Consider the following 23,420-nt stretch of genomic DNA (forward strand, 5'->3'; position numbering starts at 1 on the left):
CACGGTGTTGCCCTGCCCCTTCGTCGGTGCCGTCCGGGTGGCTCTCAGCCGCCCCCTGAACGGTGTCGTCACTGCTCCCGCCAGGAACGGAACGTCCGCAGGTGTTCCGGCGTGACCACGGTCTCCAGGCGCTCGTCGTCCTGGTCGCCGCCGCCCAGCGCCGCGAGCAGGCGGCGGGCGGGAGCGTTGCGCGGGGTGCGTTCCGCGGTCAGGCGGATCTTGGCGCAGTCCAGGTCTTCGGCGCGGTCGGCCAGCCAGCGCAGCAGGCGTTCCTCGACGCCCCGGCCGAGGGCGCGGCAGCTCATCAGCCAGGCGAGGACGTCGAGTTGGTCGCCCTCGCGGCGCACGGCGAGGAGGCCGATCTGGCCGTAGTCGCCGAAGCGGTCGCGGGCCGCGGCGGTCCAGACCTCGCCGTGCTCTCGCCAGCGCGCGACGTCGCCGCCGTCGGCGGTGCGGGCGCGGAGGGTGAACTGGTTGGTGCGGGCCACGAGTTGCTCGGCGCGCCGCACGTCGGCGTCGGTCAGCGCCCGGATGTCGACCTCCAGCTCCAGCCGGTCCAGGAACTCCTCGAACCCGGCCTGTTCGCGCGCGGCGTCACGCTCCCGCTCGTGCTCGTAGAACCGCGCCCGCAGTCCGTCCTCGGCGGTCGCCGCGGCCGGCACCAGGGGCCACAACCGGTCCAGGAACTCGGGCAGTTCGGCCTCGGGCGGGCAGGTCACGGACAGGACCTGTGGCAGCGCGGCGCGCATCCTGGCGATCTCGGCCGGGTTGTCGTCGAGGAACAGGAAGCTGTCCGGACCGAGGTTCAGGGTGCGCGCCGCCTCGGCCAGGCGGGCCGGTTTCGGGCCCCAGGCCGCGCAGAGCACGCTGAAGTGCTCCGCCTTCAGGGGGCTGTCCGGCCGGTCGAGTACGGCGCGGACGGTGTCCTCGTCGTTGTTGCTGACCAGCACCAGCAGCGCGCCGGCCGCCCGCCACGCCAGCAGCCTGCGGGCGAGCAGGGCTCGCGGACCCGTCAGGTCGACGGCCTCGGGACCGATCTCCCCGGCCACGCCGCCCCACAGGGTCTCGTCGCCGTCGACCGCGATCACCTTCGGTGCCGGGCGCCGTACCGCCCGGACCACCTCGGCCAGGCGCAGCGCCACGGCCGCCTGGAAGTGCGGGGTGAACGGGAGGTGGGCCAGCCGTTCGGTCCGCTCGTCGAAGCGCTCCTCCACCGGGTGGTGGCGGGTCCAGTCGTCGGGGCCGAGCACGGCGATGCCGGGCAGCTCGGCCAGCTCGTCGGCGATCTCCCGTTCCCATCGGTCGAGACGGTCCTCGGGCCGTGCGGTGGGCAGGAAGCCGACGATCAGCGGCTTGCGGGTGCGCTCGGCCACCGCGCGCAACGCGGCGGGGTAGGCGGTGCGCAGCTCGGCGAGCAGCGCGTCGTCGACCGGGCCGAACCGGCGCAGGTCCGCCGCCCGCAGCAGTACGACGCCCGCGGTGGCGGCCGGGTCGGCGAACACGCCGGACGGGTCGCGCAGGCTCGCCAGGACGTGGTGGTACGGCGCCTCGGCGACGGTCGTCACGCTGCCGTCCCCTACCGATCCGCCGCCCCTGTCGCCGTCGCCGCACGCTTCGTCGATCGCCGTCTCGCACATCAGGGGCAGGTTGCCGAGGGCGAAAGTGGCGGCGAGGGCGAGCACCTCGGCCGGTGCGGTGGAGGGCCTCGCCGGCGGGGCCTCGGTCGTCGTCGGCACCGTACGAACCCGGCGTGTCGGGTCCCCGGCCGTCTCCGCGAGCAGCCGCAGCAGTTCCTCCCCGAGTTCGGTGACCGTCGACGCGTCCAGGATGTCGAGGCTGTGGTCCAGGCGGATGCGGCCGGCGTCCGGCGTCATGGTGATCATCAGGTCGAGGTCGGAGTAGCCGGTACCCGCCGGCAGCACCTCGAGGCCGCCCGGCCGGCCCGCGGCCCGCACGTAGTTGAAGTACACCTCGACCAGCGGCGCGTTGGCCCGGTACAGGCCCTGCCGGGCCAGCACCGGCAGCACGTCGGAGAACATCGCGCCCTTGGCCAGCACCCGTTGCAGCCGCCTGTCGGTGCGGTGCAGCACCTCCTCGATCCGCTCCCCCGCGTTCGCCTCGGCGGGGAACGGCACCGGTACGCCGAAGAAGCCCACGGCGTCGTAGGCGTCGGCGTGGACGCGGGTGTCGACGGGCACGGCGAGGACGAAGCGCTCACGCTCGCGCTTTCTGGCCAGCAGAACGGTGAGGGTGCCGAGGCAGAACGCGGCGGGGGTCACCGCCAGGCGGCTCGCGGCCGCCGAGATCCGGTCCATGAGCCCGTCGGGGATCGGCACGGTGACGCTGCCGGCCCGGTACGAGCGGGTCTGCGGACGCGGACGGCTCAGGGTCAGCTCGAGGCGTGCGCTGCCTTGGAAGGCCTCGCGCCATTCACTCGCGTCGGTGCCACCGCCCGGGTGATCGTCGGTCCGCTGGGCCTCGATCAGCAGGTGGACGTCGCGGTTGGTGACGGTGTCGCCGAGCACGTCGCCGGAGAGCTCGGCGTCGATCTCGCCCGCCACCAGCAGCAGGGACTGCAGATCGCTCACGGCGTGGTGGGCGCCGTGGAGGAGGATCTGACCGTGCTCGCCGGCGTCCAGCAACTCGAAACGCCACAAGGGCGCCACAGCCAGGTCGAAGGGTGGCTCCAGGAGCTCGCGCAGCCGGTCGGCGGCGTCAACGGCCGTGCCCTCCGGCAGGGGTGTCCATCGCAGCAAGGATTCCGGCAGTTCGCGGTCGACCCGCAGTTGCCGGCCGCCGGCCTCGGCGGTGACGACGGCGGTGCGCAGGGCAGCGTGCCGGGCGGTGAGGCGGGTGAGGATGCCGGTGAGGGTGTCGCGGGTGGTCGGTGTGGCGAGGCGGACGGCCAGACCGACGGCGTGGGCGGCCTCCGGCATGCCGGGCCGGGCGCTGCGCAACAGGCGTACGACGTCTCGGGTCGCGGGGAGGAGTTCGGTGGCCGGCACCTCCGTCGGGCGCTGCGGCTCCTCCTGTGCTGTGGCCTCCCGTTCGGACAGGGGCGTTTCGGGCAGTGCCGTGCTCAGGGCCTGGGCGAGGCCGCGGATGTCGGCGGCCGAGAAGACGGTGGCCGCGGGGAGTTCCACGCCCAGGTCGCGGGCGAAGGCGTTGCGCAGCCGCACGAGCATGAGGGAGTCGAGGCCGAGTTCCTTCAGGGCCGTGGTCGCGGAGACCCGGACGGCACTGCCGCAGACCGCGCCGACTCGGGCGCGTACGTATGCCTCCAGCCGCAGGGTCCGTTCGGTGCCGTTCGTCGCTGCGTACACCTTCGTGACGAGGTCGTGCGTGTCGGGCGTGCCCGTGGGGGCGGTGACCAGGTCGGCAAGGATCGGGCGGGTGCGGGCGGCGTCGGGATCGAGGGCCAGCAGATCCCAGTCGAGGGCCAGGGGGGCGAGCTGGCGGCGGGCGGTGGTCAGGACCCGGTCGAAGAGTTCGCCGCCGTCCCGCGCGGAGAAGGCGACGAGGCCCGAGCGGGCCGTCTCGGCCTCTCGTGCGCCGGATCCGGACACCATGCCCACGCCCGACCAGGCGCCCCAGTCCAGGCTGAGCGCCCGACGGTCGGTGCGGGAGAGGTGGTGGGCCCAGGCGTCGAGGAAGGCGTTGGCCGCCGAGTACGGGCTCTGTCCGGCCGAGCCGAGCAGACCGGCCGCCGAGGAGAAGAGGACGAAGTCCTCGGCGTCCGGGGTGAGTTCGGTCAGCAGGGCGGTGCCGAGGACCTTGGGCGCGAGGACGCGCCGGACGCGTTCGTCGGTCAGGTTGGCGATCGTGGCGTCGTCGAGGACGCCGGCCGCGTGGACGACGCCGGCGATCGGGCCGAGTGCGTGGCGTACGGCGTGCAGGGCGGCGGTGAGGCCGTCGCGGTCGGCGACGTCCGCGCGGGCCACGTGCACGGTCACCCCCCGCTCTTCGAGACCCCGGATCCAGCGCAGGGCGTCCGATGACGGTGCGCTCCGGCTCATCAGGGCCAGGCGACGGGCGCCGCGGCGGACCAGCCGCTCGGCGACGACACGTCCGAGACCGCCCAGGCCACCGGTGATCAGCTGCACACCGTCCGCGGTGCCGGCCCCGTGACCGCCGTCGTCCGGTCGGGTGCGGGTCAGACGGGGTACCAGCCGTCCGGATGCGTGCAGCGCGACGAGCCGTTCGTCGTCGGCGTGGCGCAGCTGTGTCCACAGGGAGTCGACGCCGTCCGTCGGCGGGAGGTCGACGAGCGTGGTCCGCAGCTCCGGGTGCTCCTGCGCCACCGCAAGCGCGAAGCCCCAGGCGAGGGCCTGCTGAGGGTGCGTCACCCGCGTGCTGTCGCCGGCCGCCTGGCTGCCCCGTACGAGGACGAAGAGGCGGGGCGCCGGGCCCTGCGTGCGGTCGGCGAGCGCGCGCACCAGGTGAAGGGTGCTGAGGCAGCACAGCCGGGCGGCCTCCTCGGCCGTGTCCGCGTCCACGATCGCGGGAGCGTCAAGGGCGGACAACTGCACGACTCGCTCGGGCGGTTCGCTCGCGAAGGCCTCGCCCAGGAGGCGGGTCAGGTGCCCCTGGTCGGCCGGATCGAGGACGTAGCGACCGAAACCCTCGGCGGCGAACTCGGCGCCCCTGCGGGCGATCACATACGGCACGGAGTCGCCCAGCCGTTCGACGAGTTCGCCGGTCACGCCCGACTCGTCGGCCAGGATCAGCCAACTGCCCTGCTCGGCCGGCTCGTTGGCGGGCGAACGGGGCTGCCAGCGGGTCTCGAACAGCGCCCCGTCCAGCGGCGAGAGCGCGGACAGCTCGAAGTCCTCGGCCGCCAGGAGGAGTTGGTCGTTCTCGTCGTAGAGCCGAAGGTCCAGCGTGGCGGTGTCGCCGGACACCGACCGCAGTTCGCAGGCCACCCAAACCGGCGTGCCGCGCAGTCCGGTGTGGCGGAGGCGTCCGACGCCGGCCGGTACGAACGCCCGCCCCTCGGGCGCGTCACCGGGCAGCGCGGCCGCGTGGAAGGCGGCGTCCAGGACGGCCGGGTGCAGCAGATGACCGGCGGTGGGTTTGCCGGCCAGTCGGGCGAGGCTCGCGGAGTGGGTGCGCCGGCCGGACTCCAGGCCTCGGAAGGCCGGGCCGTACTCGATACCGAGGGTGGCGAGGGCGCCGTACACGGCGGGCAGGTCGACCTGCTCCGTGCACTGTGTGCGCAGAACTGCAAGCGATTCGGCGCAGACGGTGTCGGGCTCTGCCGGGGTGACGGCGACGCGTCCGCCGACCTGGCGTTCCCAGCGTGGGCGCTGTCCGTGCCCGGCGGGTGACGCGGCGATGGTGAAGTCCCGGAAACCGTCGGCGGCGGGGCTCAGGACAAGTTGCAGCCGGGTCGGCCGGGACTCGTCGAGGCGCAGCGGCCGGACGAACCTGACGTCGGCGAGCCGTACACCGGCGCCGTCCTGTACGGCGGACGCGGCCTCCAGCGCCATGGCGAGGAAGGCGGCGGCGGGCAGCCACACCTCGCCGGTGACCTTGTGGTCGGTCAGATAGGCGAAGCGGCTGTCGCGCAGGTCCACCTCGCTCTGGAAGAGGTGCCGGTCGGCCTCGTCGCTTGCCTCGACGTGGGTGCCGAGGAGCGGAGAGGCACCGGTCGCGGTGGCCGGAGCGGGGGCGAGCCAGTGGCGTTCGCGGGCGAAGGCGTAGGTCGGCAGGTCGACGCGGCGGCCGGCCGGGAAGAGCGTGGACCAGTCGGGCGTGTGGCCGGCGGCGTACAGGTCCCCCAGCCCGCGCAGCAGCGCGTCCCGTCCGCCCCGCTGCCGGCGCAGCGAGCCGACGCTCACCGCGTCGATGCCGGCCTCGGCCGCCACCGCCTCGATGGACGAGCCCAGCGAGGGGTGCGGGCTCAGCTCGACGAAGTACCGGTGGCCGTCGTCCAGCATGCGGCGGACCGTGTCCGCGAAGCGGACCTGCTCGCTGAGGTTGGCGTACCAGTAACCGGGGTCGAGCCGGTCTGCGGCCACGGGTTCCGCCAGCACCGTCGAGTACAGCGGGGTCCGGGCGCGTCTGCTCCGGATGCCCGCGAGGCGGTCGAGCAGGTCCGCGCGCAGCGGGGACATCAGCGGGGTGTGCGAGGCGAACGGCGTCGAGAGCGACCGGACCCTGACACCCCGCTCGTCGAGGACGCCGCGCAGCTCGGCCAGGGCGTCGCCGTCGCCGGAGACGGCCGTGGAGTGCGGGCTGTTGACCGCGGCGACGAACAGCCGGCCGGTGTAAGGGGCGAGCAGTTCCTCCACACGCGGGCGCGGCAGGTCCAGGGACAGCATGCCGCCCTTGCCCACGACCGGTACGACCGTCCGGGCCCGCCCGGTCACCACGGTCACGGCGTCGTCCAGGCTGAGGGCGCCCGCGCCGTACGCGGCGGCGATCTCGCCCAGGCTGTGGCCGGTCACGGCGTCCGGGGTGATGCCGAGCGAGCGCCAGGCGACCGTCAGCGCCGCGTTCACCGCGAACAGCGTCGGCTGGAGATACTCCGTCCGCTCGAGCGGGGAGAACTCCTCGGGCGCCCGCAGCGCGTTGAGCACCGACCATCCGGCGGCCCGCTCCACCGCCGCGTCGATCCGGGTCAGCTCCTCGCGGAACGCCTCCGACTCGGCCATGAGGTCCAGGCCCATCCCGGGCCACTGACCACCATGTCCGGCGTAGACGAAGGCGACCTTCCCCGTCCGCTCCTCCCGGTGCGGCGGCAACGGCATCCGTCCGGCCGCCAACTCGTCGAGAACGGAGCGCAGTTCACCACGCTCCTCGGCCACGATCGCCGTACGCCGCTCGAAGTGGCTGCGGTGCCGGGCCAGGGTGTGGGCCACATGCGGCAGCCCGACCGGGTCGGCCGCCAGGTGGCGGGCCAGCGCGGCGGCCTGTCCTCGCAGGCCCGCCTCGCTGCGGCCCGACAGGACGAACAGGTGCTTTCCGTGCGGGAGTTCGGCAGCCTCGGGCTCGGCCTGGGATTCGGCCCGGGATTCGGCCTCCTCCACGATCACATGGGCGTTGGTGCCGCTGATCCCGAAGGCGCTCACCCCCGCACGCCGCACCCGCTCCGCCGACGCGGGCCAGGGCACCTCCTCCCGCAGCAGACGCAGTCCGCCGTCCGCCCAGTCGACATGGCGGCTGGGCGTGTCGGCGTGCAGACTGCGCGGCAGGATCGCGTTGTGCAGTGACTGCACGACCTTGATGAGGCCGAGGACGCCCGAAGCCGCCTGTGTGTGCCCGACGTTGGACTTCAGCGAGCCCAGGTGGAGCGGACGCCCTTCGGGGCGCGAGGCGCCGAAGACCGCCGCGAGGGCGTTGGCCTCGATCGGGTCGCCCAGGGTCGTGCCGGTGCCGTGGGCCTCGACGTGGTCGAGGTCGGCGGGCCGCAGCCCGGACTGCTCCAGGGCGCGCCGGATCACCTGTTCCTGCGCGGGGCCGTTCGGCGCGGACAGGCCCTGGCTGCGGCCGTCCTGGTTGACGGCGGTGCCGCGCAGCACGGCGAGGATCGGGTCACCGTCGCGCCGGGCGTCGCCCAGTCGTTTGAGTACGACCATGCCGGCGCCCTCGGCCCAGACGGCGCCGTCGGCGGCGTCGGAGAAGGAGCGGCAGCGGCCGGTGGGCGACAGGCCGCGCAGCCGGCTGAACTCGACGAAGGTCTGCGGCGTGACCATCAGGGTGACGCCCCCGGCGAGCGCCAGATCGCACTCGCCCGCGCGCAGCGCCTGCGCCGCGAGATGCACGGCCACCAGCGAGGACGAGCAGGCGGTGTCGACCGTGAGGGCGGGGCCGTTCAGCCCCAGTGTGTAGGCGAGCCGTCCCGAGGCGACGCTCAGGGCGGAACCGGTGCCGACGTAGCCGTCGAGTTGGTCGAGCCGGGTGCCGGACAGGTAGTCGCTGCCGAACATGCCGACGTACACGCCGGTGGTGCTGCCGGCCAGGTCGGCGGGCACGATTCCGGCGCGCTCCAGCGATTCCCAGGCGGTCTCCAGGAGCAGTCGCTGCTGCGGATCCATGGCCGCCGCCTCCTTCGGGGTGATGCCGAAGAATCCGGCGTCGAAGGAGTCGATGTCGTCGAGGAAGCCGCCCTCGCGGGCGTAGGTCTTGCCGGGGGCGTCCGGGTCGGGGTCGTACAGCGACTCGACGTCCCACCGCCCCGCCGGGAACGGTCCGACCGCGTCCCGTCCCTCCGCGACCAGGCGCCACAGACCCTCCGGGTCGGTCACGCCGCCGGGCAGTCGGCAGGCCATGGCGACGATGGCCACCGGCTCGTCGGAGGCGCGGGTGGCAGCGGCCGCTGCCTCGCGCGAAGAGCGGGCGGCGGCCTCGCGGCTCGTGGGCCCCGTTGCCGCCACGGCGCCGCTCAGCAGGTACTCGGCGAGACGGCCCGGCGTCGGATGGTCGAAGAGCAGGGTGGCCGGGAGCTTGGTGCCGAGGCGGGCGCTGACGCGATTGCGCAGGTCGACCGCGGTCACCGAGTCCATGCCGAGGTCGCGCAGCGGCTGGTCCGGAGGTACGGACTGCGCCGAGCGCAGACCGAGGGCGTGCGCGGCCTCCTCGCGGACCAAGGCGAGGACGCGGGCGGCGCGCTCGGGCTCCGGCAGCCGGGCCAGTCGGTCGGCGAGGGTGCGGCCGGCCGTGTGGGCGGGCCGGGGTGCCGGGAGCAGGGCGCGCCACAGGGCGCCCGTCGGTGCGGCGGCTCGCAGCCGGGGCAGGTCCAAGGCCCAGGCGACCAGGTGCGGGGCGCCGCGCCGCAGGGCCAGTCCGGTCAGCTCCCGGCCCTGGTCGGCGGTGAGGGCACGGTGACCGAGGCGGGCCATCCGCTCCAGGTCGGCGTGGACGGCGGCGAGCCCCTCTTCCGCCCAGGCGCCGAAGGAGACCGAGACGCCGGGCAGGCCCAAGGCGCGTCGGCGGTGGGCGAGTTGGTCGAGGAAGGCGTTGGCGGCCGCGTAGTTGGCCTGGCCCGCGCTGCCGGCGACTCCGGCGGCCGAGGAGACCAGGAGGAACAGGTCGAGCGGGTGGTCGGCGGTGAGCCGGTGCAGCTGGACGGCGCCGTCGACCTTGGGGCGCAGCACCTGCCCGAGACGTTCGGGGGTCAGCTCGGCCACCACGCCGTCGGCGAGGACTCCGGCGCAGTGGACGACGCCGCGCAGGGGCGACTCGTCGCCGATGCGGGCCAGTACGTCCGCCAGGGCCGCCGCGTCGGCGACGTCGCACGCGGCGATCTCGACTTCGGCGCCGAGGGCGGTCAGTTCGGCGGTGACGTCGGCCGCGCGGGCGTCGGCGGGTCCCTGGCGGGATGTGAGCAGCAGGCGGGGGACGCCGTTCTGGGCGAGCAGACGGGCGATGTGGCGGCCTACCGCGCCGAGGCCTCCGGTGATCAATACGGTCCCGGCGCCGGGGAGCGGAGCCGGCCGGTCGGATGCCGCCGGACCGGCACGTACCAGACGCGGCGCCAGCAACTCACCGCCCCGCAGGGCGAGTTCCGGCTCGCCGGTGTGCGCGGCGGCGGAGAGCAGTGAGGGTTCGTCGTCGCCGTCGAGGTCCAGGAGGGCGATTCCGAGATCCGGGTGTTCGCTGCGGGCGCCGCGGACGAGTCCCCACAGTACCGACTGGGCGAACCCGGCAACCGCGTCGCCGTCGGCGGCTGCGACCGCTCCGCGGGTCACCCAGACGGTGCGCGTGGGTGCCTCGTCCGGCGGGAGGGCGATCAGCGCACGCAGTTCGGCCAGGGCCGTGGCCGCCAGCTCGTGGGCGGCGGCGACCGGTTCGGTGTCGGCGGTCGGGCGGGGCCAGAACCGTACGACCGTCTCGGCGCCGCCCCCGTCGATGACCCGGACGCCCGCCGCGCGCAGCGCACGCACGGCCGACACGACCGCCGGGTCCGAGGGGTCGCCGTGGACGGTCCACGCGTCGCCGGGTGCGTCGGCCGGCATGTCCGGTACGGCCGTCCACGCCACCTCGTACAGGTGCCGCGCGTTCTCCGAGCCGCCGTTCAGGTCGGCCGGCTTCACGGCGCGCAGGCGTACGCCCTCCAGACGGCCCGCCGGGAAGCCGTCGGCATCCCACAGGCCGACGTCCAGGGTGACGTCCGTGCCGCAGTCGCCGCCGGCCCGGCGCACGGAGGCGGTGAGGTCCGTTGCGCCCCCGGGCGGCAGCACACAGCGGGACACCGCCACCGGCAGCAGAACCCGCTGGTCGGCAGGGTCGAGGGCGGCGGCCACCTGGAGGGCGGCGTCCAGGAGCGCGGGATGCACCGGGTAGGGGTCGGCCGTGTCACGGGCCACGGGCGGCAGCGAGAGGCGGGCGAGCACGGTCCCGTCGCCGGTCGCGGCGGCCTGTCGTACGCCCTGGAAGGCGGGGCCGTGGCCGAGGCCGAGAGAGGTCAGTCGTTCGTAGGTCTGCGCGCCCCAGGCCGGTTCGGCGGTCTCGGGCCACGTCGGTGGTTCGCCGGCCGGCTCCGCGGCGGACTCGGCGGCGGAGGCGGTGGCGTGCAGGGTCCAGTCCGTGCCTTCCTGGCCGCGCGGACGGCTGTGGACCGTGATCTCCGGTACGGCCGCGGCGGTGACCACCTCGACGGACACCTCGACCGTGCCCGTCTCGGGCAGGGTGAGCGGTGCCAGGAGGAGCAGGTCGGTGACGTCGGACGGGGTGTCCGGGCGGGCCACGGCGAGAGCGGCTCGGCAGAGTTCGAGCAGGGTGGTGCCCGAGACCACGGTCCGGCCGAACACGGTGTGGTCGGGCAGCCAGTCGGCGGTGGCCGGGGACCACTCGCCCTGGAAGGTCCAGCGGGTCTCGTCCGCCGACTGGAGCTGGACGCCCAGCAACGGGTGGGCGGCGCGGTCGAAGAGGCCCGGTGCCGAAGCGGAGGCGGCCGGCTCGATCCAGTGGCGCTGCGTGTCCCAGGCGTAGGTCGGCAGGTCGGCGGGGGCGGTGGGAGCGGTGGGCGGGACCAGTCGGCGCCAGTCGATCGGCCGTCCGTGGACGTGGAGTTCGGCCGCCGCACGGTCCAGGCAGGCGGGGCCGTCCTCGTCGCGGTGCAGGGAGGCGACGGCGACGAGGCTCTCGTCGACGGTGTGCAGGGCGGTGAGCAGTGACGGGTGCGGGCCGAGTTCGACGAAGCAGCGGTAGCCGTCGGCGGTCATGCGCTCGACGGTGGGCGCGAAACGGACGGGTTCGCGCAGGTTGGTGTACCAGTAGTCGGCTTCGAGCTCCACCGTGACCGGTTCGCCCGTGACCGTGGAGTACCAGGCGACGGAGGTGGGGCAGGTGGTCACTCCGTCGAGTTCGTCGAGGATCGTCGTGCGCACCGGCTCGATCCGGTCACTGTGCGAGGCGTAGTCGACATCGAGGCGGCGGACGAAGACCTGCCGCCGCTCGAGGTCGGCGAGCAGCGCCTCCACCGCATCCACGGCACCGGCGACGACGGTGGAGCGACCGCTGTTGACGGCGGCGACGCCGATCTCGCCGCCATGGTCGGCGAGCCGTGCCTCGACCTCGGTGTGCGGCAGGGCGACGACGGCCATGGCACCGGTGCCGGACAGTTCGGTCAGGGCCCGGCTGCGCAGGGCGACCACCGCCGCGGCGTCGTTGAGGCTGAGCGCCCCGGCGACACAGGCGGCGGCCACCTCGCCCTGGCTGTGTCCGACGACCGCGTCCGGCCGTACGCCGCGAGCCCGCCACACCGCGGCGAGCGACACCATCACGGCGAAGAGGACGGGCTGGACGACGTCGACGCGCTCCAGGGTCGGCGCGCCCGCGTCGCCGCGCACCACGGACGTCACCGACCAGTCGGTGAACGGCCGCAGGGCCGCGTCGCAGCGGTCGAGTTCGTCGGCGAACACCGGGTCGCGAGCGAGCAGATCGCGCGCCATGCCCGTCCACTGGGCTCCCTGCCCCGGGAAGACGAAAGCCAATTTGCCTGCGGGAAGGACATGTTGGGGCCCGGTGGTCAGGCCGGTGTCGGGCCGGTCCTCGGTGAGTGCGCGCAGGGCGGTGAGCAGTGCGTCGCGGTCGGCGGCCTGGACGACGGCTCGGTGCTCGAAGTGGGTGCGGTGGTGGGCGAGCGTCGCGGCCACGGCCGGGAGCGGCAACCGGGGCTTGTGTTCAAGGGTTTCGAGGAGGCGGGCGGCCTGACCCCGGAGTGCGGGGAGCGTGCGGGCGGAGAGCGGGAAGAGGATGCTGCCGGGGCCGCCCGGGCCGGGGCTGCCCGGGAGGACGCCGGCACCTTGCGTCGGCTCCTCGATGCCCTGCGTCGGCCCCTCGGGAGCTTCCTCGATCACCACATGGGCGTTGGTGCCGCTGATCCCGAACGCGCTCACCCCGGCACGCCGAATCCGCTCGGGATCCCGTGGCCAGGTCCGGGCCTCGCCGAGTACGCGCAGTCCGCTGTGCGCCCAGTCGATGTGCCCCGTCGGGGTCTCGGCGTGCAGGGACGCCGGCATGCGTTCGTGGTGGAGGGCCAGCACGGTCTTGATGACTCCGGCGATGCCGGCGGCGGCCTGGGTGTGACCGATGTTGGACTTCAGGGAGCCGACCCCGAGGGGGCGTTCGGCGGGACGCTCGGGCCCGAAGACCGCGGCCAGGGCCCTGCCCTCGATGGGATCGCCGAGTCGGGTGCCGGTGCCGTGTGCCTCGATGTGGTCCAGCTCGTGCGGCCGGAGCCCCGCGGCATCGAGGGCGGCACGCAGCACCCGTTCCTGGGCGGGGCCGTTGGGAGCGCTGAGGCCCTGGCTTCGGCCGTCCTGGTTGATCGCCGAGCCCCTGACGACGGCGAGGATCCGGTCGCCGTCGCGACGCGCGTCCGCGAGCCGCTTGAGCAGCACGACGCCGCAGCCCTCGGCCCACACCACACCGTCGGCGTCCGCCGAGAACGGCCTGCACCGCCCGGACGGCGACAGCCCCCGCAGCCTGCTGAACTCGACGTGCCCACGCGGCGTCACCAGCAGCGACGCGCCGCCCGCCAGCGCGAGGTCGCACTCTCCGCCCGCCAGCGCCCGGGCCGCCAGATGCAGGGCGACCAGGGAGGAGGAGCAGGCGGTGTCGACGGTGACCGCCGGGCCCTGGAGGCCGAGGGTGTAGGCGATGCGGCCGGACGCCACGCTGGATGCCGAGCCGGTGCCGACGTGCCCGTCGAGCTGGTCCAGGGCGGCCGAGGCCAGGTAACCGCTGTCGTACAGGCCGATGTAGACGCCCGTGGCACTGCCGTTCAGAGTCTGCGGGACGATCCCGGCGCGTTCGATCGTCTCCCAGGCGGTCTGCAGCAGCAGCCGCTGCTGGGGGTCCATGGCGGCGGCCTCGCGCGGCGAGATCCCGAAGAATCCCGCGTCGAAGCGGTCGATCCCCAAGAGGTAGCCGCCGCGCAGGGAGTACGCCTTGCCGGCGGCCTCCGGGTCGGGGTCGTACAGCCCCTGTGTGTCCCAACGCCCCGCCGGAACCTCGGTGATGGCGTCCTCGCCCGCGGCCAGCAGTCGCCACAGCTCCTCGGGGCTGTCGGCGCCGCCGGGGAAGTGGCAGGCCATCGAGATGATCGCGATGCCGTCGTCCTGGCGCACATGCGCGTCGCCCGGCGCGGGGGCGGCGGGCGTCGTGCGTGTCGCTGCCGGCCCGTCGTCGAACACCGCCTCGGCGAGAGCCGCGATCGTGGGGTGGTCGAAGACGAGGGACGGGTCCAGGGTCCGGCCGGTCAGTGCGGACAGCTCGGCGGCCAGCGCCACCAACTGCCGGGATCCCAGGCCGTATTCCGCGATCGGGCGCCCCACGTCGACGCGCAGCGAGTCGAGCCCGGCCGCCTCGGTGACGGCCGACTCCAACCAGGCCCGCACGCCCTCGGCTGTGGTGAGAGACGGGTCGGGGAACTGCTTCGGGGACTCGTGCGCAGGCATCTAGACAGGTGTCCTCGTGGATTCGGGAGGGGTCCGTGGCGGTACGGCGCGCACGGCTCGTCTGTGCAGGTACGGCTGCGGCGGCCGCCGTACGGCGCAAGCGTCGACGTACGGCGGCGGGCCGGGTGATGTACGGCGGCGGGCGGGGCGCTTCCTCAGCTCGGGGCGGGCGCGGTGACCACCGAGAGGGTGCCGTTCAGGTAGGCCGCACGGGAGGCGTGGCGCTGGATCTTGCCGCTGGATGTCTTGGAAATGGTGCCGGGCTGGACCAGCACGACGTCCCGGACCGAAAGGCCGTGGGCATCGCCGATCCCCCTGCGGATGACGTCGATGATCTTCTCCGCCTCGGACACCGCTTCCGGGGCGATCTCGGCGACGACGACGGGCTGTTCCCCCTGTCCGCCCTGCCCGCCGTCGACCGAGAAGGCCGCGGTGCAGCCGGGACGCAGGGCCGGGTGGGCCGTCTCGGCGGTCAGTTCCAGGTCCTGCGGGTAGTGGTTGCGTCCGTCGATGACGATGAGGTCCTTCAGACGGCCGGTGACGAACAGTTCGCCGTCACACAGGAACCCGAGGTCGCCGGTGCGCAGGAAGCGGCCGTCGTGGCCGGCCAGGGTGGCGCGGAAGGTCTCGCGGGTGGCGAGGGCGTTGCGCCAGTAGCCCTTGGCCACGCTCGCGCCGCGCACCCAGATCTCGCCGACCTCGCCGTCGGGCAGTTCCTCGCGCCGTTCGGGGTCCGCGATGACGACGGTGACATCGGGGCCGGGTCGGCCGCAGCCGACGGCCGCCGCGTCCCAGTGGCCGGCGTGCGGGCCGGACTCGGCGGCCTGGAGCACGATGGGCGGGGTGTGGACCGTGCTGCCGGTGACCATCAGGGTGGCCTCGGCCAGGCCGTAGCAGGGGTAGAAGGCCTCACGGCGGAAGCCGGCGGCGGCGAAGGTGTCGGCGAAGCGGCGCAGGGTGGCGGCGCGGACGGGCTCGGCGCCGTTGAAGGCGACCTTCCAGCCGCTGAGGTCGAGGTCGTCGAGGAGCCCGGGCGTGGCGTGCTTGAGGCACAGCTCGTAGGCGAAGTTGGGGCCGCCGCTGGTGTGCGGGCGGTAGCGGCTGATCGCGGTCAGCCAGCGCTCGGGCTGCTGCAGGAAGTGCAGGGGGGAGAAGAGGGTGGCGGTCACGCCCAGGTAGACGGTGTTGAGGACGGGGCCTATGAGCCCCATGTCGTGGTGGACGGGCAGCCAGCTGACGAACATCTCGTGGCCGTGCTCCGCGACGACGTCCGGTGTGTGGCCCATGCGCTCGGTGATGACCCGCTCGTTGTCGAGCAGGTTTCCGTGGGTGACCATCACGCCGCGCGGGGCGGAGGTGGAGCCGGAGGTGTACTGGAGGAAGGCGACCGAGTCGGCGGTCAGGTCGGGTTCACGCCAGGCGGCGGCCGCCTCGTCGGGGATGTCCTCGGTGACGATGCAAGGGATGTCGGCGAGTTCGGGCAGGAGTTCCGCCATTCCGGACAGGGCCGAGATCACCTCGCGGCCGCCGAGGATCACCTTGGCGTCGGCGTCCGCGATCAGGCGCTTCATCCTGGTCAGGGCGCGGTGGTTGCGCCCGCGGCCCTGCGGGGGGACGCCCGGTACGGCCACCACGCCGGCCGCCAGGCAGCCGAGGTAGCCGCAGATGAACTCCGGGCCGGGCGGGTACAGCAGCATGGCGCGGGCACCGGTCAGGCCGCGCTCCTGCAGCCAGGCGGCGACGGCCCGGGACCGGTCGGCGAGACGGCCGTAGGAGATCTCCTGGGTCTCACCGTCGACGTCGCCGGTGACGAGGTAGCGGTAGGCGGTTCGGCCGGGATGGTGCGCAGCGTGCGTGGTCAGCAGATCGACCAGGGATCGGACCATGTCGCGAGTCTCACCTGTCTGGATCGGTGGGCGAGGAACGAGGAGCTGGAGTTCGAGGGGCGCGTCGGAGAGACGCGCGGACACCTCGGTCGGTCCGGCCCCCTTGCCGGACCTGTCGTCTCGACGACCCGCCGAGAAGCCGTGGCGCCGGGCGGCCGATCCCAGGGCTGCCGTACGGCTTGCTACCGGCGAGTAGCACCATAGCAAGTCCGTTCGGTCCGACGGGCCGAACGGAGGTAAACCCTACGTGTCCTCAAGGTGATCGACGAAACACGGGCCGTGCACGGGAACGCCATAGCTCCCGATACCGGTGGACGCACTCCCGCAGTCACCCAATCGCCCCAACTTCCGCTTTCTGTAAGGCAATTCCGACAGTCGACCCAGAAGCGAGCAGAGTCCGGCACTTTCGAAGCGAAGTGTCGATCGACCGTGCGAGATCGGTCGATGACGGTGTGTACTGTGCTGCGAGCGCCTCGCCCCATGGCCTCCGCACAGCCCTGCCCGACCGCTCCCGAACCGACCCCTGGGAACCGACTCGATGATCGAATTACCGGACCTGGCGACCGGCGGTCTCGCCGTCGGCATGCTGTCCGCGCTCGCCCTGGGCGGTGGGCTGCTGCGCGCACAGCGGCAACAGGCGCGGCAGCGGGCCGAGATCGCCGCGTTGCGCCACCGACTCCAGGACGCGCTCCAGGCGTTGACGGCCGAGGTCGAGCATCTGGCGGCGCAGCGGCTTCCGGCCGCCGCCCGGCAGTCGACGCATCCGCACCTGGCCGTGCCGGGTCCGCTGCGTCCTGAGACCTCGGGGACACCGCTGGGCCTCGCACTGGAGCACGTCCTGTCCGGGCTGCGCACCGAGCTCGCCGCGCAGCGCACCCGGGTCGACGCGGCCGCACAGGCCGCAATGCGCGGGGCGACCCGCGAGATCCAGGCAGCCCTGTACCGCCTGCAGGACGCACTGCGCGGGCTTCAACAGCAGTACGACGACCCCGAGTTGACCCACACGCTGTTCCAGCTCGACCACGAGAACGAGCAGTCGCTGCGGCGCGCCCAGGTCGCCGCCGTGGTGTGCGGAGCCTGGGTCGGGCTCGCCCGCGAGGAGTCGCACCTCGTGGACGCGGTGACCGGCGGCCAGGCCAGGCTCGCGGGCTACCACCGGGTCCGGGTCCACAACCACCTGGTGGCGGGGACCGGGCTGGTGTCCCACGCCGTCGAGCCGGTCGCGATCATCGTCGCCGAACTCCTCGACAACGCCCTGCGGCACTCCGCGCCCGACACGGACGTCGTGGTCAACCTGGAGCACGTCCACCACGGCGCCTGTGTCACGATCGACGACGCGGGCCTCGGCATGACCCAGGACGAACGGGCCCGCGCGCAGCGGCTGGTGGCCGGTTCCGAGCCGATCCTCCTCACCGAACTGGGCGATCCGCCACGCATGGGGCTCGCCGCGATCGGGCAGCTGACCCGGCAGTTCGACCTGAGCGTGGACGTGTCCTCGCCGTCCCCGTACGGCGGGGTGCGGGCCGTGCTGCGGGTCGACAGCCATCTGCTCAGCCGTGTGGACCCGGTCGAGCGACCGCCCGCGGCGAGCGCGCCCCGCTCCACGCGCAAGGCGGCCCACGACGAAGCGTCCGCCGGCTCCGGCAGCGAAGCATCCGCTGGCGTCCGCGATGACGATGCCATGGGCGCCCGCGACGACAAGGACACGGGCGTCCGTGGTGAGACGCCCGGTACCTCCCACGGATACGGCGCCGAGCACGACCCCGACGCCTCCGGCTCCGCGTCCGGGCATCACGCTCCGCGCGACGTCGGCGGGCTGCCCCAGCGCCGGCGGCGCACCCGGGTGACCGCGGCATCCGGTGACACGCCCGCACCACGGCCCGACGTACGCAGCCCTGAGCGGGCCGCCGCCGCGTTGGGCGCGCTGCAGGCCGGGACGTCCGCCGCGCGGTCGTCGGCCGGCGAGCGCACGGGCGACGCCGCCACGGCCGTACCGGAAACCGTCCGGGCGAGGCGGGAGCGGGGCGAGAGCACCGCCGACCACATCGATCACAGCGACCATGAAGGGGGAACGGCTCGATGACCAGCCGCGATGCAGGAGACACCGCGTGGGCGCTCGAACCGATCCTGCAGGTGCCGCACGTGGTGGCCGCCGTACTGCTCACCCGGGACGGGCTGGTGACCGGGTACACGGACGCCCTCACCCGGCCGTCGGCGGAGCGGGTGGCCGCGATCACCAGCACCGTGCAGGGAGCGTGTCGTACCGCGGCGGCGGCGTTCGCGGACCGGGAGCGGGCCGAGGTGCGGCAGGTGGTCATCGAGTCGGACCACGGCTATGTGCTGATCGTGCCGACGGACCACGGCACGTGCGTGGCCGCGTACGGGGACCAGGAGGTGCGCCTCGATCTGCTCGCGCACCGGGTGCACTCGCAGGTGGCCCGGCTGGGCGAGAAGGCGATGGCCGCCGCGCCCCGAGGTGCCGACGGCGGCGCGCCGGCATGACCGGCCGGCGTGGCGGCCGCCCGCTGGTCCCGGCGTATCTGTCGACCGGCGGCGTGGCCCGGCCCAGCCGGTCCCACCTGGAGCGGCTGTCCGTGCTCACGGGCACCCGCACGCCTCCTCCCGCCGGACTGCCCGCCGCCCAACTCGCCCTGCTGGACGCCCTGGACGAAGGTTCGCTGACGGTGGTGGAGGCCGCCGCACTGCTGCGGTTGCCGGTGTCCGCGGTGCGCGTGCTGGCGGCCGAGCTCATCGACCGGGACCTGGTTCTGTCCCGTCCCCCGATCCCGCCCGCCGGGCGCTTCGACCCCGACCTGCTGAAGAGAGTGGCCGATGGCCTTCGCGCCCTCAAGCACACCTAGCGCTCCCCCGAGCCCCACCGAGGACATCCACCTCCCCGACACCGCGCGGGACCTGGTCAAGATCCTCGTCGCCGGCCCGTTCGGCGTCGGCAAGACGACCCTGATCGGATCCGTCTCCGAGATCCGGCCCCTGCACACCGAGGAGCCGCTCAGCGAGGCGTCCGCGCGCGTGGACGATCTCGCCGGGGTGCGGGACAAGACGACGACCACCGTCGCCGTCGACTTCGGCCGGATCAGCCTGCCCGGCGGGGTCGTGCTGTACCTGTTCGGCACGCCGGGACAGGAGCGGTTCCGGGCGCTGTGGGACGACATCGCGTACGGCGCGCTGGGCGCCCTGGTCCTGGTCGACAGCCGTCGGATCGACGCGTCGTTCGACGTGCTGGGGCTGGTGGAGGAGACGGGGCTGCCCTACGCCGTCGCGTTCAACGCGTTTCCGGACGCGCCCCGGCACCACACCGAGGAACAGGTGCGCGCCGCCCTGGACCTGGAGGCGTGCACGCCGATGGTGACCTGCGACGCGCGGGAGGCCGACTCGTGCGTCGACGCGCTGCTCGCTCTGGTCCAGCACCTGATCGACCGTCACGCTCCGGAAGGACGGTGACCCGGATGACCACCCACTCCCCCGACCGGCAGGCCTTCTCCCGCTCCGCGCCCGTGCGCCTGTGGGAGGACGGTTTCGCACTGGATCCGTACCGCTACTACGACGCCCTGCGCGCCCAGGGCCCGGTCGGCTGGGCGGAGTTGGCACCGGGAGTGCCGGCGTATGTCGTCACGGACCGGCGGGCGGCGCTGGATCTGCTGCACGACACGGAGAGGTTCTCGCACGACCCCCGGCCGTGGGAGTCAACGGTCGCCGACGACTCGCCGGTCCTCGGCATGATGCGCTGGCGGCCCAACACGCTGTTCGCCGACGGCCCGGCCCATGTCCGGTACCGCACCTCGCTGATCGACACCTTCGACCGGATCGAGCCGCACGACCTGCGGGCACGGGTGCACCACGCGGTGCGGGTCCTGGTGGGCCGGATGGGTCCGAAGGGCGAGGCCGATCTGGTGGGCGAGTTCGCGCGGCCGCTGATGGCGCTGGTCTTCAACAACCTCTTCGGACTGCCGGACAGCCAGAGCGACCGGCTCGACGGGGCGCTGGGCAAGATGATGGAGGGCGGCGCCGAAGCGGCCGAGGGCGAGGCAGAGTTCGGGGGTTACGTACTGGAGCTGATCGCGGAAAAGGCCGAGCGGCGCGGCGACGACCTGCCCAGTTGGCTGCTGGACCACCCCGCGGGGCTCACCGCCGAGGAGGTCACCTGGCAGGTGTTCCTCACCCTCGGCGCCGGGCACGAGCCCACCGCCAACCTGGTGTCGAACGCGCTCTCCCGCATCCTCGGCAACCCGCTCTACTACTCCACCCTCACCAGCGGGGCCCGCCCCGTGATGGATGCGGTCGTGGAAGTGCTCCACCACGAGACACCGCTCGCCAACTACGGCATCCACTACGCCCGCGGCCCGGTCTCCTTCCACGGCACGTGGATCAGGGCCGCGGTGCCGGTGGTGATCTCCTACGGAGCGCTCGCGCACTTCTCCGAACGCGAGATCACCAGCGGCCGGCACCCGAAGGACGCCTCCCACCTGTCCTGGTCGGCCGGCCCGCACGCCTGCCCGGTCCGGCAGCACACGCTGCTCATCGCCACCGAGGCGATCGAGCGGCTCACCCAGTGGCTGCCGGACCTGGAGCCGGTCCTGCCGCGCGCCCACCTGACCTGGCGGCCCGGCCCCTTCCACCGCTCGCTGACCTCCCTGCCCGTCCGGTTCAGTCCCAGCTCCCCCGACCAGCCAGGAGTTCCGTCGTGACCGTGACCGACCGCACCGAACGCTTCGCCATCGACCCGTTGGGCGCCGACATCGCCGGCGAGAGCGCCCGGCTGCGCGCCCTCGGCCCGATCGTGCCGGTGGAGCTGCCCGGCGGCATTCCCGCGTGGGCGCCCACCGGTTACGACACCCTCAAGGAGCTCATCCTCGACCCGCGGGTCAGCAAGGATCCCCGGCGGCACTGGCGGCTGTGGCCCGAGATCGGCGAACACCCCTCCTGGGGCTGGATCCTGGGCTGGGTCGGCGTGGTCAACATGCTCTCGACGTACGGCACCGACCACACCCGGCTGCGCAAGCTGGTCGCGCCGAGCTTCACCCAGCGGCGTACCGAGCTGATGCGGCCTCGGGTGGAGGCGATCACCGCGGAGTTGCTCGACGCCCTCGACGACAGCGGTGCGGTGGTCGATCTGAAGGCCGGGTTCGCCCACCCCCTGCCGATGCGGATGATCTGCGAACTGTTCGGTGTGCCCGACGAGTTGACGGAGGCGACCGGGACGCTCATCGCCGCCATCATGGACACCTCCGACCCGAGTCCGCAGCACGCGGCGTTCGTGCAGCAGCAGATCGCAACGGTGCTGCCCGCCCTGATCGCGCACCGCAGCGAGCACCCCGGGGACGATCTGACGACCGAGCTGATCCGGGTGCGCAACGAGGACGGCGACCGGCTCAGCGACGAGGAATTGCTGTACACGCTGCTGCTGGTGATCGGCGCCGGGTTCGAGACGACCGTCAACCTCATCGGCAACGCGGTCGTCGCCCTGCTGACCCACCCCGGGCAGCTGGCGGCCGTGCGGTCCGGCGAGATCGGCTGGGACGCGGTGATCGACGAGACGCTGCGGGTGCACCCGTCCATCGCGTCACTGCCCCTGCGCTTCGCCGTCGGCGACATCAAGGTCGGGGACGTGACGGTGCCGGCCGGGGACGCGATCATCACGACGTACGCCGCAGCCGGACTGGACCCCGCGCACTACGGGCCGGACGCGGACGGCTTCGACGCGTCGCGCGGGGCCGACGACCATCTGGCGTTCGGGATCGGTGTGCACCGGTGCATCGGCGCCCCGCTGGCCCGCGTCGAGGCCCTGACGGCGTTGCCCGCCCTCTTCGGCCGATTCCCCGGCCTGGAGCTGGCCGTCGGGGCGGAAGAGCTGCGTCAGGTGCCGTCGTTCATCGCGTTCGGCTGGCAGGAGATCCCCGTGCGGCTGCGGGCCTGAGGGCTTGCGGTGCGGGGACGCGACCGGTCCCCCGTTCCGGTCGCGTGCCCCCGCGGCAGGTCGAACTTACGTCTACGCGGGGGGATTGGGTATCGCGTCGATGCCCGCTGCGGGGCCCGCGGGACTCACCTGTGCACAGGTGAGTCCGGAAGGCCCGAATTGGCTGCCTCAAGTGCGGGCGGTTCCAGGTCGCCCAGGGCGAGATGGGCCAGGACGACCTCGTACAGGTCGGTGCCGCCGGCCAGAAGCTGCCGCTGGAGGACGGGTTCCGCCCTGCGCACGTGCTCGCGGACCGTCTGGGCGTGAACGCCGAGGCGCTGCGCGGCGCGTTCGGCGTTGCCGCCCTCGGCGATCCAGGCGCGCAGGGTGCGGCGCAGGTCGCGGCTGTCCTTGTCCAGGTGGGCGAGCAGGTCCTGGGCCCAGGTGCGCATGGCGGGCCCCGACAGCAGCTCGCACAGCGAGTCGGGCGCCGGTTGCGGGGCGCGGGTCTCGGCCGGTGTGTCCGCCAGGCTCACCTGGATGTTGAGCGCCAGGTGGACCACGGCCCGGGCGGTGAGGTCGGCGAAGTCCGTGCGCAGCAGGGCTTCCACGCGTTCCATGCGGGCGCGCACGGTGTTCCGGCTGACGCCGAGGACCTTGGCCGCGCTCACGGCGGTGAACTCCAGGCCGAGCCGGGTGGTGGCGAGCAGCTCGGCGCGGGTGTGGTGCGGCAGGGTGTCGAGCGGCCGCAGCAGACCGTCCGTCCAGGCGCGCAGTGGCGCCGGGTCGATCAGCCGCTCCGGGTGGGTGCGTTCGGCGTAGACGGCGGCCTTGTCCGGACGGAAGTGCGCGACGGCCAGGGCGCTCACGGCCTGCCCGTACGCGGTGGCGGTGCGGGCCAGGCTGTGCCGGGCGCTGCCGCCGAGGAAGGTGCGGGGGCGCGGGCCGATCAGGGAGCGCAGTCGGCGGGCCTCCGGCTCGCCGGGCGTCACGACGATCACGTGCTCGTCCACCGCCGGGCAGAGCACCACGAGGGCCCGCTCGCCGGTCACGCCGACGCACTCCTCGGCGAGCCGGTCGCGGTCCTCGGCGGTGCCCTCGACGACGTAGACGCAGGCGGAGTCCGTGTCGAGCAGACCCGGCCACAGTCCCGCGGCGACGCGGCGCGCGGAGACGGTGTCCTCCACCATCAGCAGCTGAAGGATCGCCAGGCGCAGATCGGACGTCGCCTGTTCGAGCCGGCGGCCCGCGGCGGTCGTCTCGCCCGCCTTGAGCAGGAGTTCGATGACCTGGACGGTGTGCGTGACGATGTCGGCGGTGCGCCGGTCGAAGGGCGTCTCGCGCGACACGACGAGGACGCCCGCCGAGGCGGGGTTCGGGTACGACACTCTGATCAGGCGCAGATGACGGCCCTGGCCCTCCCAGGCGGCGGAGGCGATGCGGCCGGCCGCGACGGCGTCGACGAGGTGGTCGTCCAGGGGTGGCAGCGTGCCGGCGACGAGGGTGCCGGTGGGGTCCTGGAGCGCGGCGACGCCCTGCACGGCGTCCGCGAGCCAGGCGACGACCCGGCGCACATCGCGCCCCGTCGGCCGCAGGTGGTCCAGCAACTCCTGGGCCCACGCCGAGCCGTCGGCGCACCTCACCCCCGCGTGCCGGACCCCGTCCTCTCCGCCAGCCACTTCGGCCTTCACCTCGTCCTGCGCCTCATCCACG

General features: G+C 73.7%; 9 protein-coding genes. 6 read left to right on the forward strand and 3 right to left on the reverse strand.

Annotated features, from left to right (window positions below):
* Positions 1-68: 68 nt before the first annotated feature.
* A complete protein-coding gene (locus tag ACIBAG_RS36230; RefSeq protein ID WP_399111166.1) occupies positions 69-13,907 on the reverse strand; it encodes an SDR family NAD(P)-dependent oxidoreductase in 13,839 nt (4,612 codons plus the stop codon).
* A 155-nt stretch (positions 13,908-14,062) separates the two neighbouring features.
* Positions 14,063-15,793: a fatty acyl-AMP ligase gene (locus ACIBAG_RS36235; RefSeq protein WP_399111167.1), complete on the reverse strand. Its 1,731-nt coding sequence runs from the start codon at positions 15,791-15,793 to the stop codon at positions 14,063-14,065.
* A 538-nt stretch (positions 15,794-16,331) separates the two neighbouring features.
* Here ACIBAG_RS36235 and ACIBAG_RS36240 point away from each other — a divergent pair.
* From ACIBAG_RS36240 to ACIBAG_RS36265, 6 genes are read left to right on the forward strand one after another with little or no spacing between them, the layout of a single operon-like run.
* Positions 16,332-17,876 (forward strand): sensor histidine kinase, encoded by a 1,545-nt coding sequence (locus ACIBAG_RS36240; protein WP_399111168.1) that lies wholly within the window; start codon positions 16,332-16,334, stop codon positions 17,874-17,876.
* Positions 17,873-18,295, forward strand: a complete 423-nt coding sequence (locus ACIBAG_RS36245; protein WP_399111170.1) for a roadblock/LC7 domain-containing protein — start codon at positions 17,873-17,875, stop codon at positions 18,293-18,295. The genes ACIBAG_RS36240 and ACIBAG_RS36245 overlap by 4 nt, the downstream gene beginning before the upstream one ends.
* Positions 18,292-18,654, forward strand: coding sequence for a DUF742 domain-containing protein (locus tag ACIBAG_RS36250; RefSeq protein WP_399111172.1), 363 nt, complete (start codon positions 18,292-18,294; stop codon positions 18,652-18,654). The genes ACIBAG_RS36245 and ACIBAG_RS36250 overlap by 4 nt, the downstream gene beginning before the upstream one ends.
* The gene (locus tag ACIBAG_RS36255) at positions 18,626-19,255 is read left to right on the forward strand and encodes a GTP-binding protein (protein WP_399111173.1); all 630 of its coding nucleotides are present in this window, start codon (positions 18,626-18,628) and stop codon (positions 19,253-19,255) included. The genes ACIBAG_RS36250 and ACIBAG_RS36255 overlap by 29 nt, the downstream gene beginning before the upstream one ends.
* A 5-nt stretch (positions 19,256-19,260) precedes the next feature.
* The gene (locus ACIBAG_RS36260) at positions 19,261-20,499 is read left to right on the forward strand and encodes a cytochrome P450 (protein ID WP_399111175.1); all 1,239 of its coding nucleotides are present in this window, start codon (positions 19,261-19,263) and stop codon (positions 20,497-20,499) included.
* A complete protein-coding gene (locus ACIBAG_RS36265; protein WP_399111176.1) occupies positions 20,496-21,728 on the forward strand; it encodes a cytochrome P450 in 1,233 nt (410 codons plus the stop codon). The genes ACIBAG_RS36260 and ACIBAG_RS36265 overlap by 4 nt, the downstream gene beginning before the upstream one ends.
* A 125-nt stretch (positions 21,729-21,853) precedes the next feature.
* Here ACIBAG_RS36265 and ACIBAG_RS36270 read toward each other — a convergent pair whose 3' ends face one another.
* A complete protein-coding gene (locus ACIBAG_RS36270; RefSeq protein ID WP_399111267.1) occupies positions 21,854-23,386 on the reverse strand; it encodes a helix-turn-helix domain-containing protein in 1,533 nt (510 codons plus the stop codon).
* Positions 23,387-23,420 lie beyond the last annotated feature (34 nt).

It is taken from the genome of Streptomyces sp. NPDC051243 (assembly GCF_044455405.1).
Classification (GTDB): Bacteria; Actinomycetota; Actinomycetes; order Streptomycetales; family Streptomycetaceae; genus Streptomyces.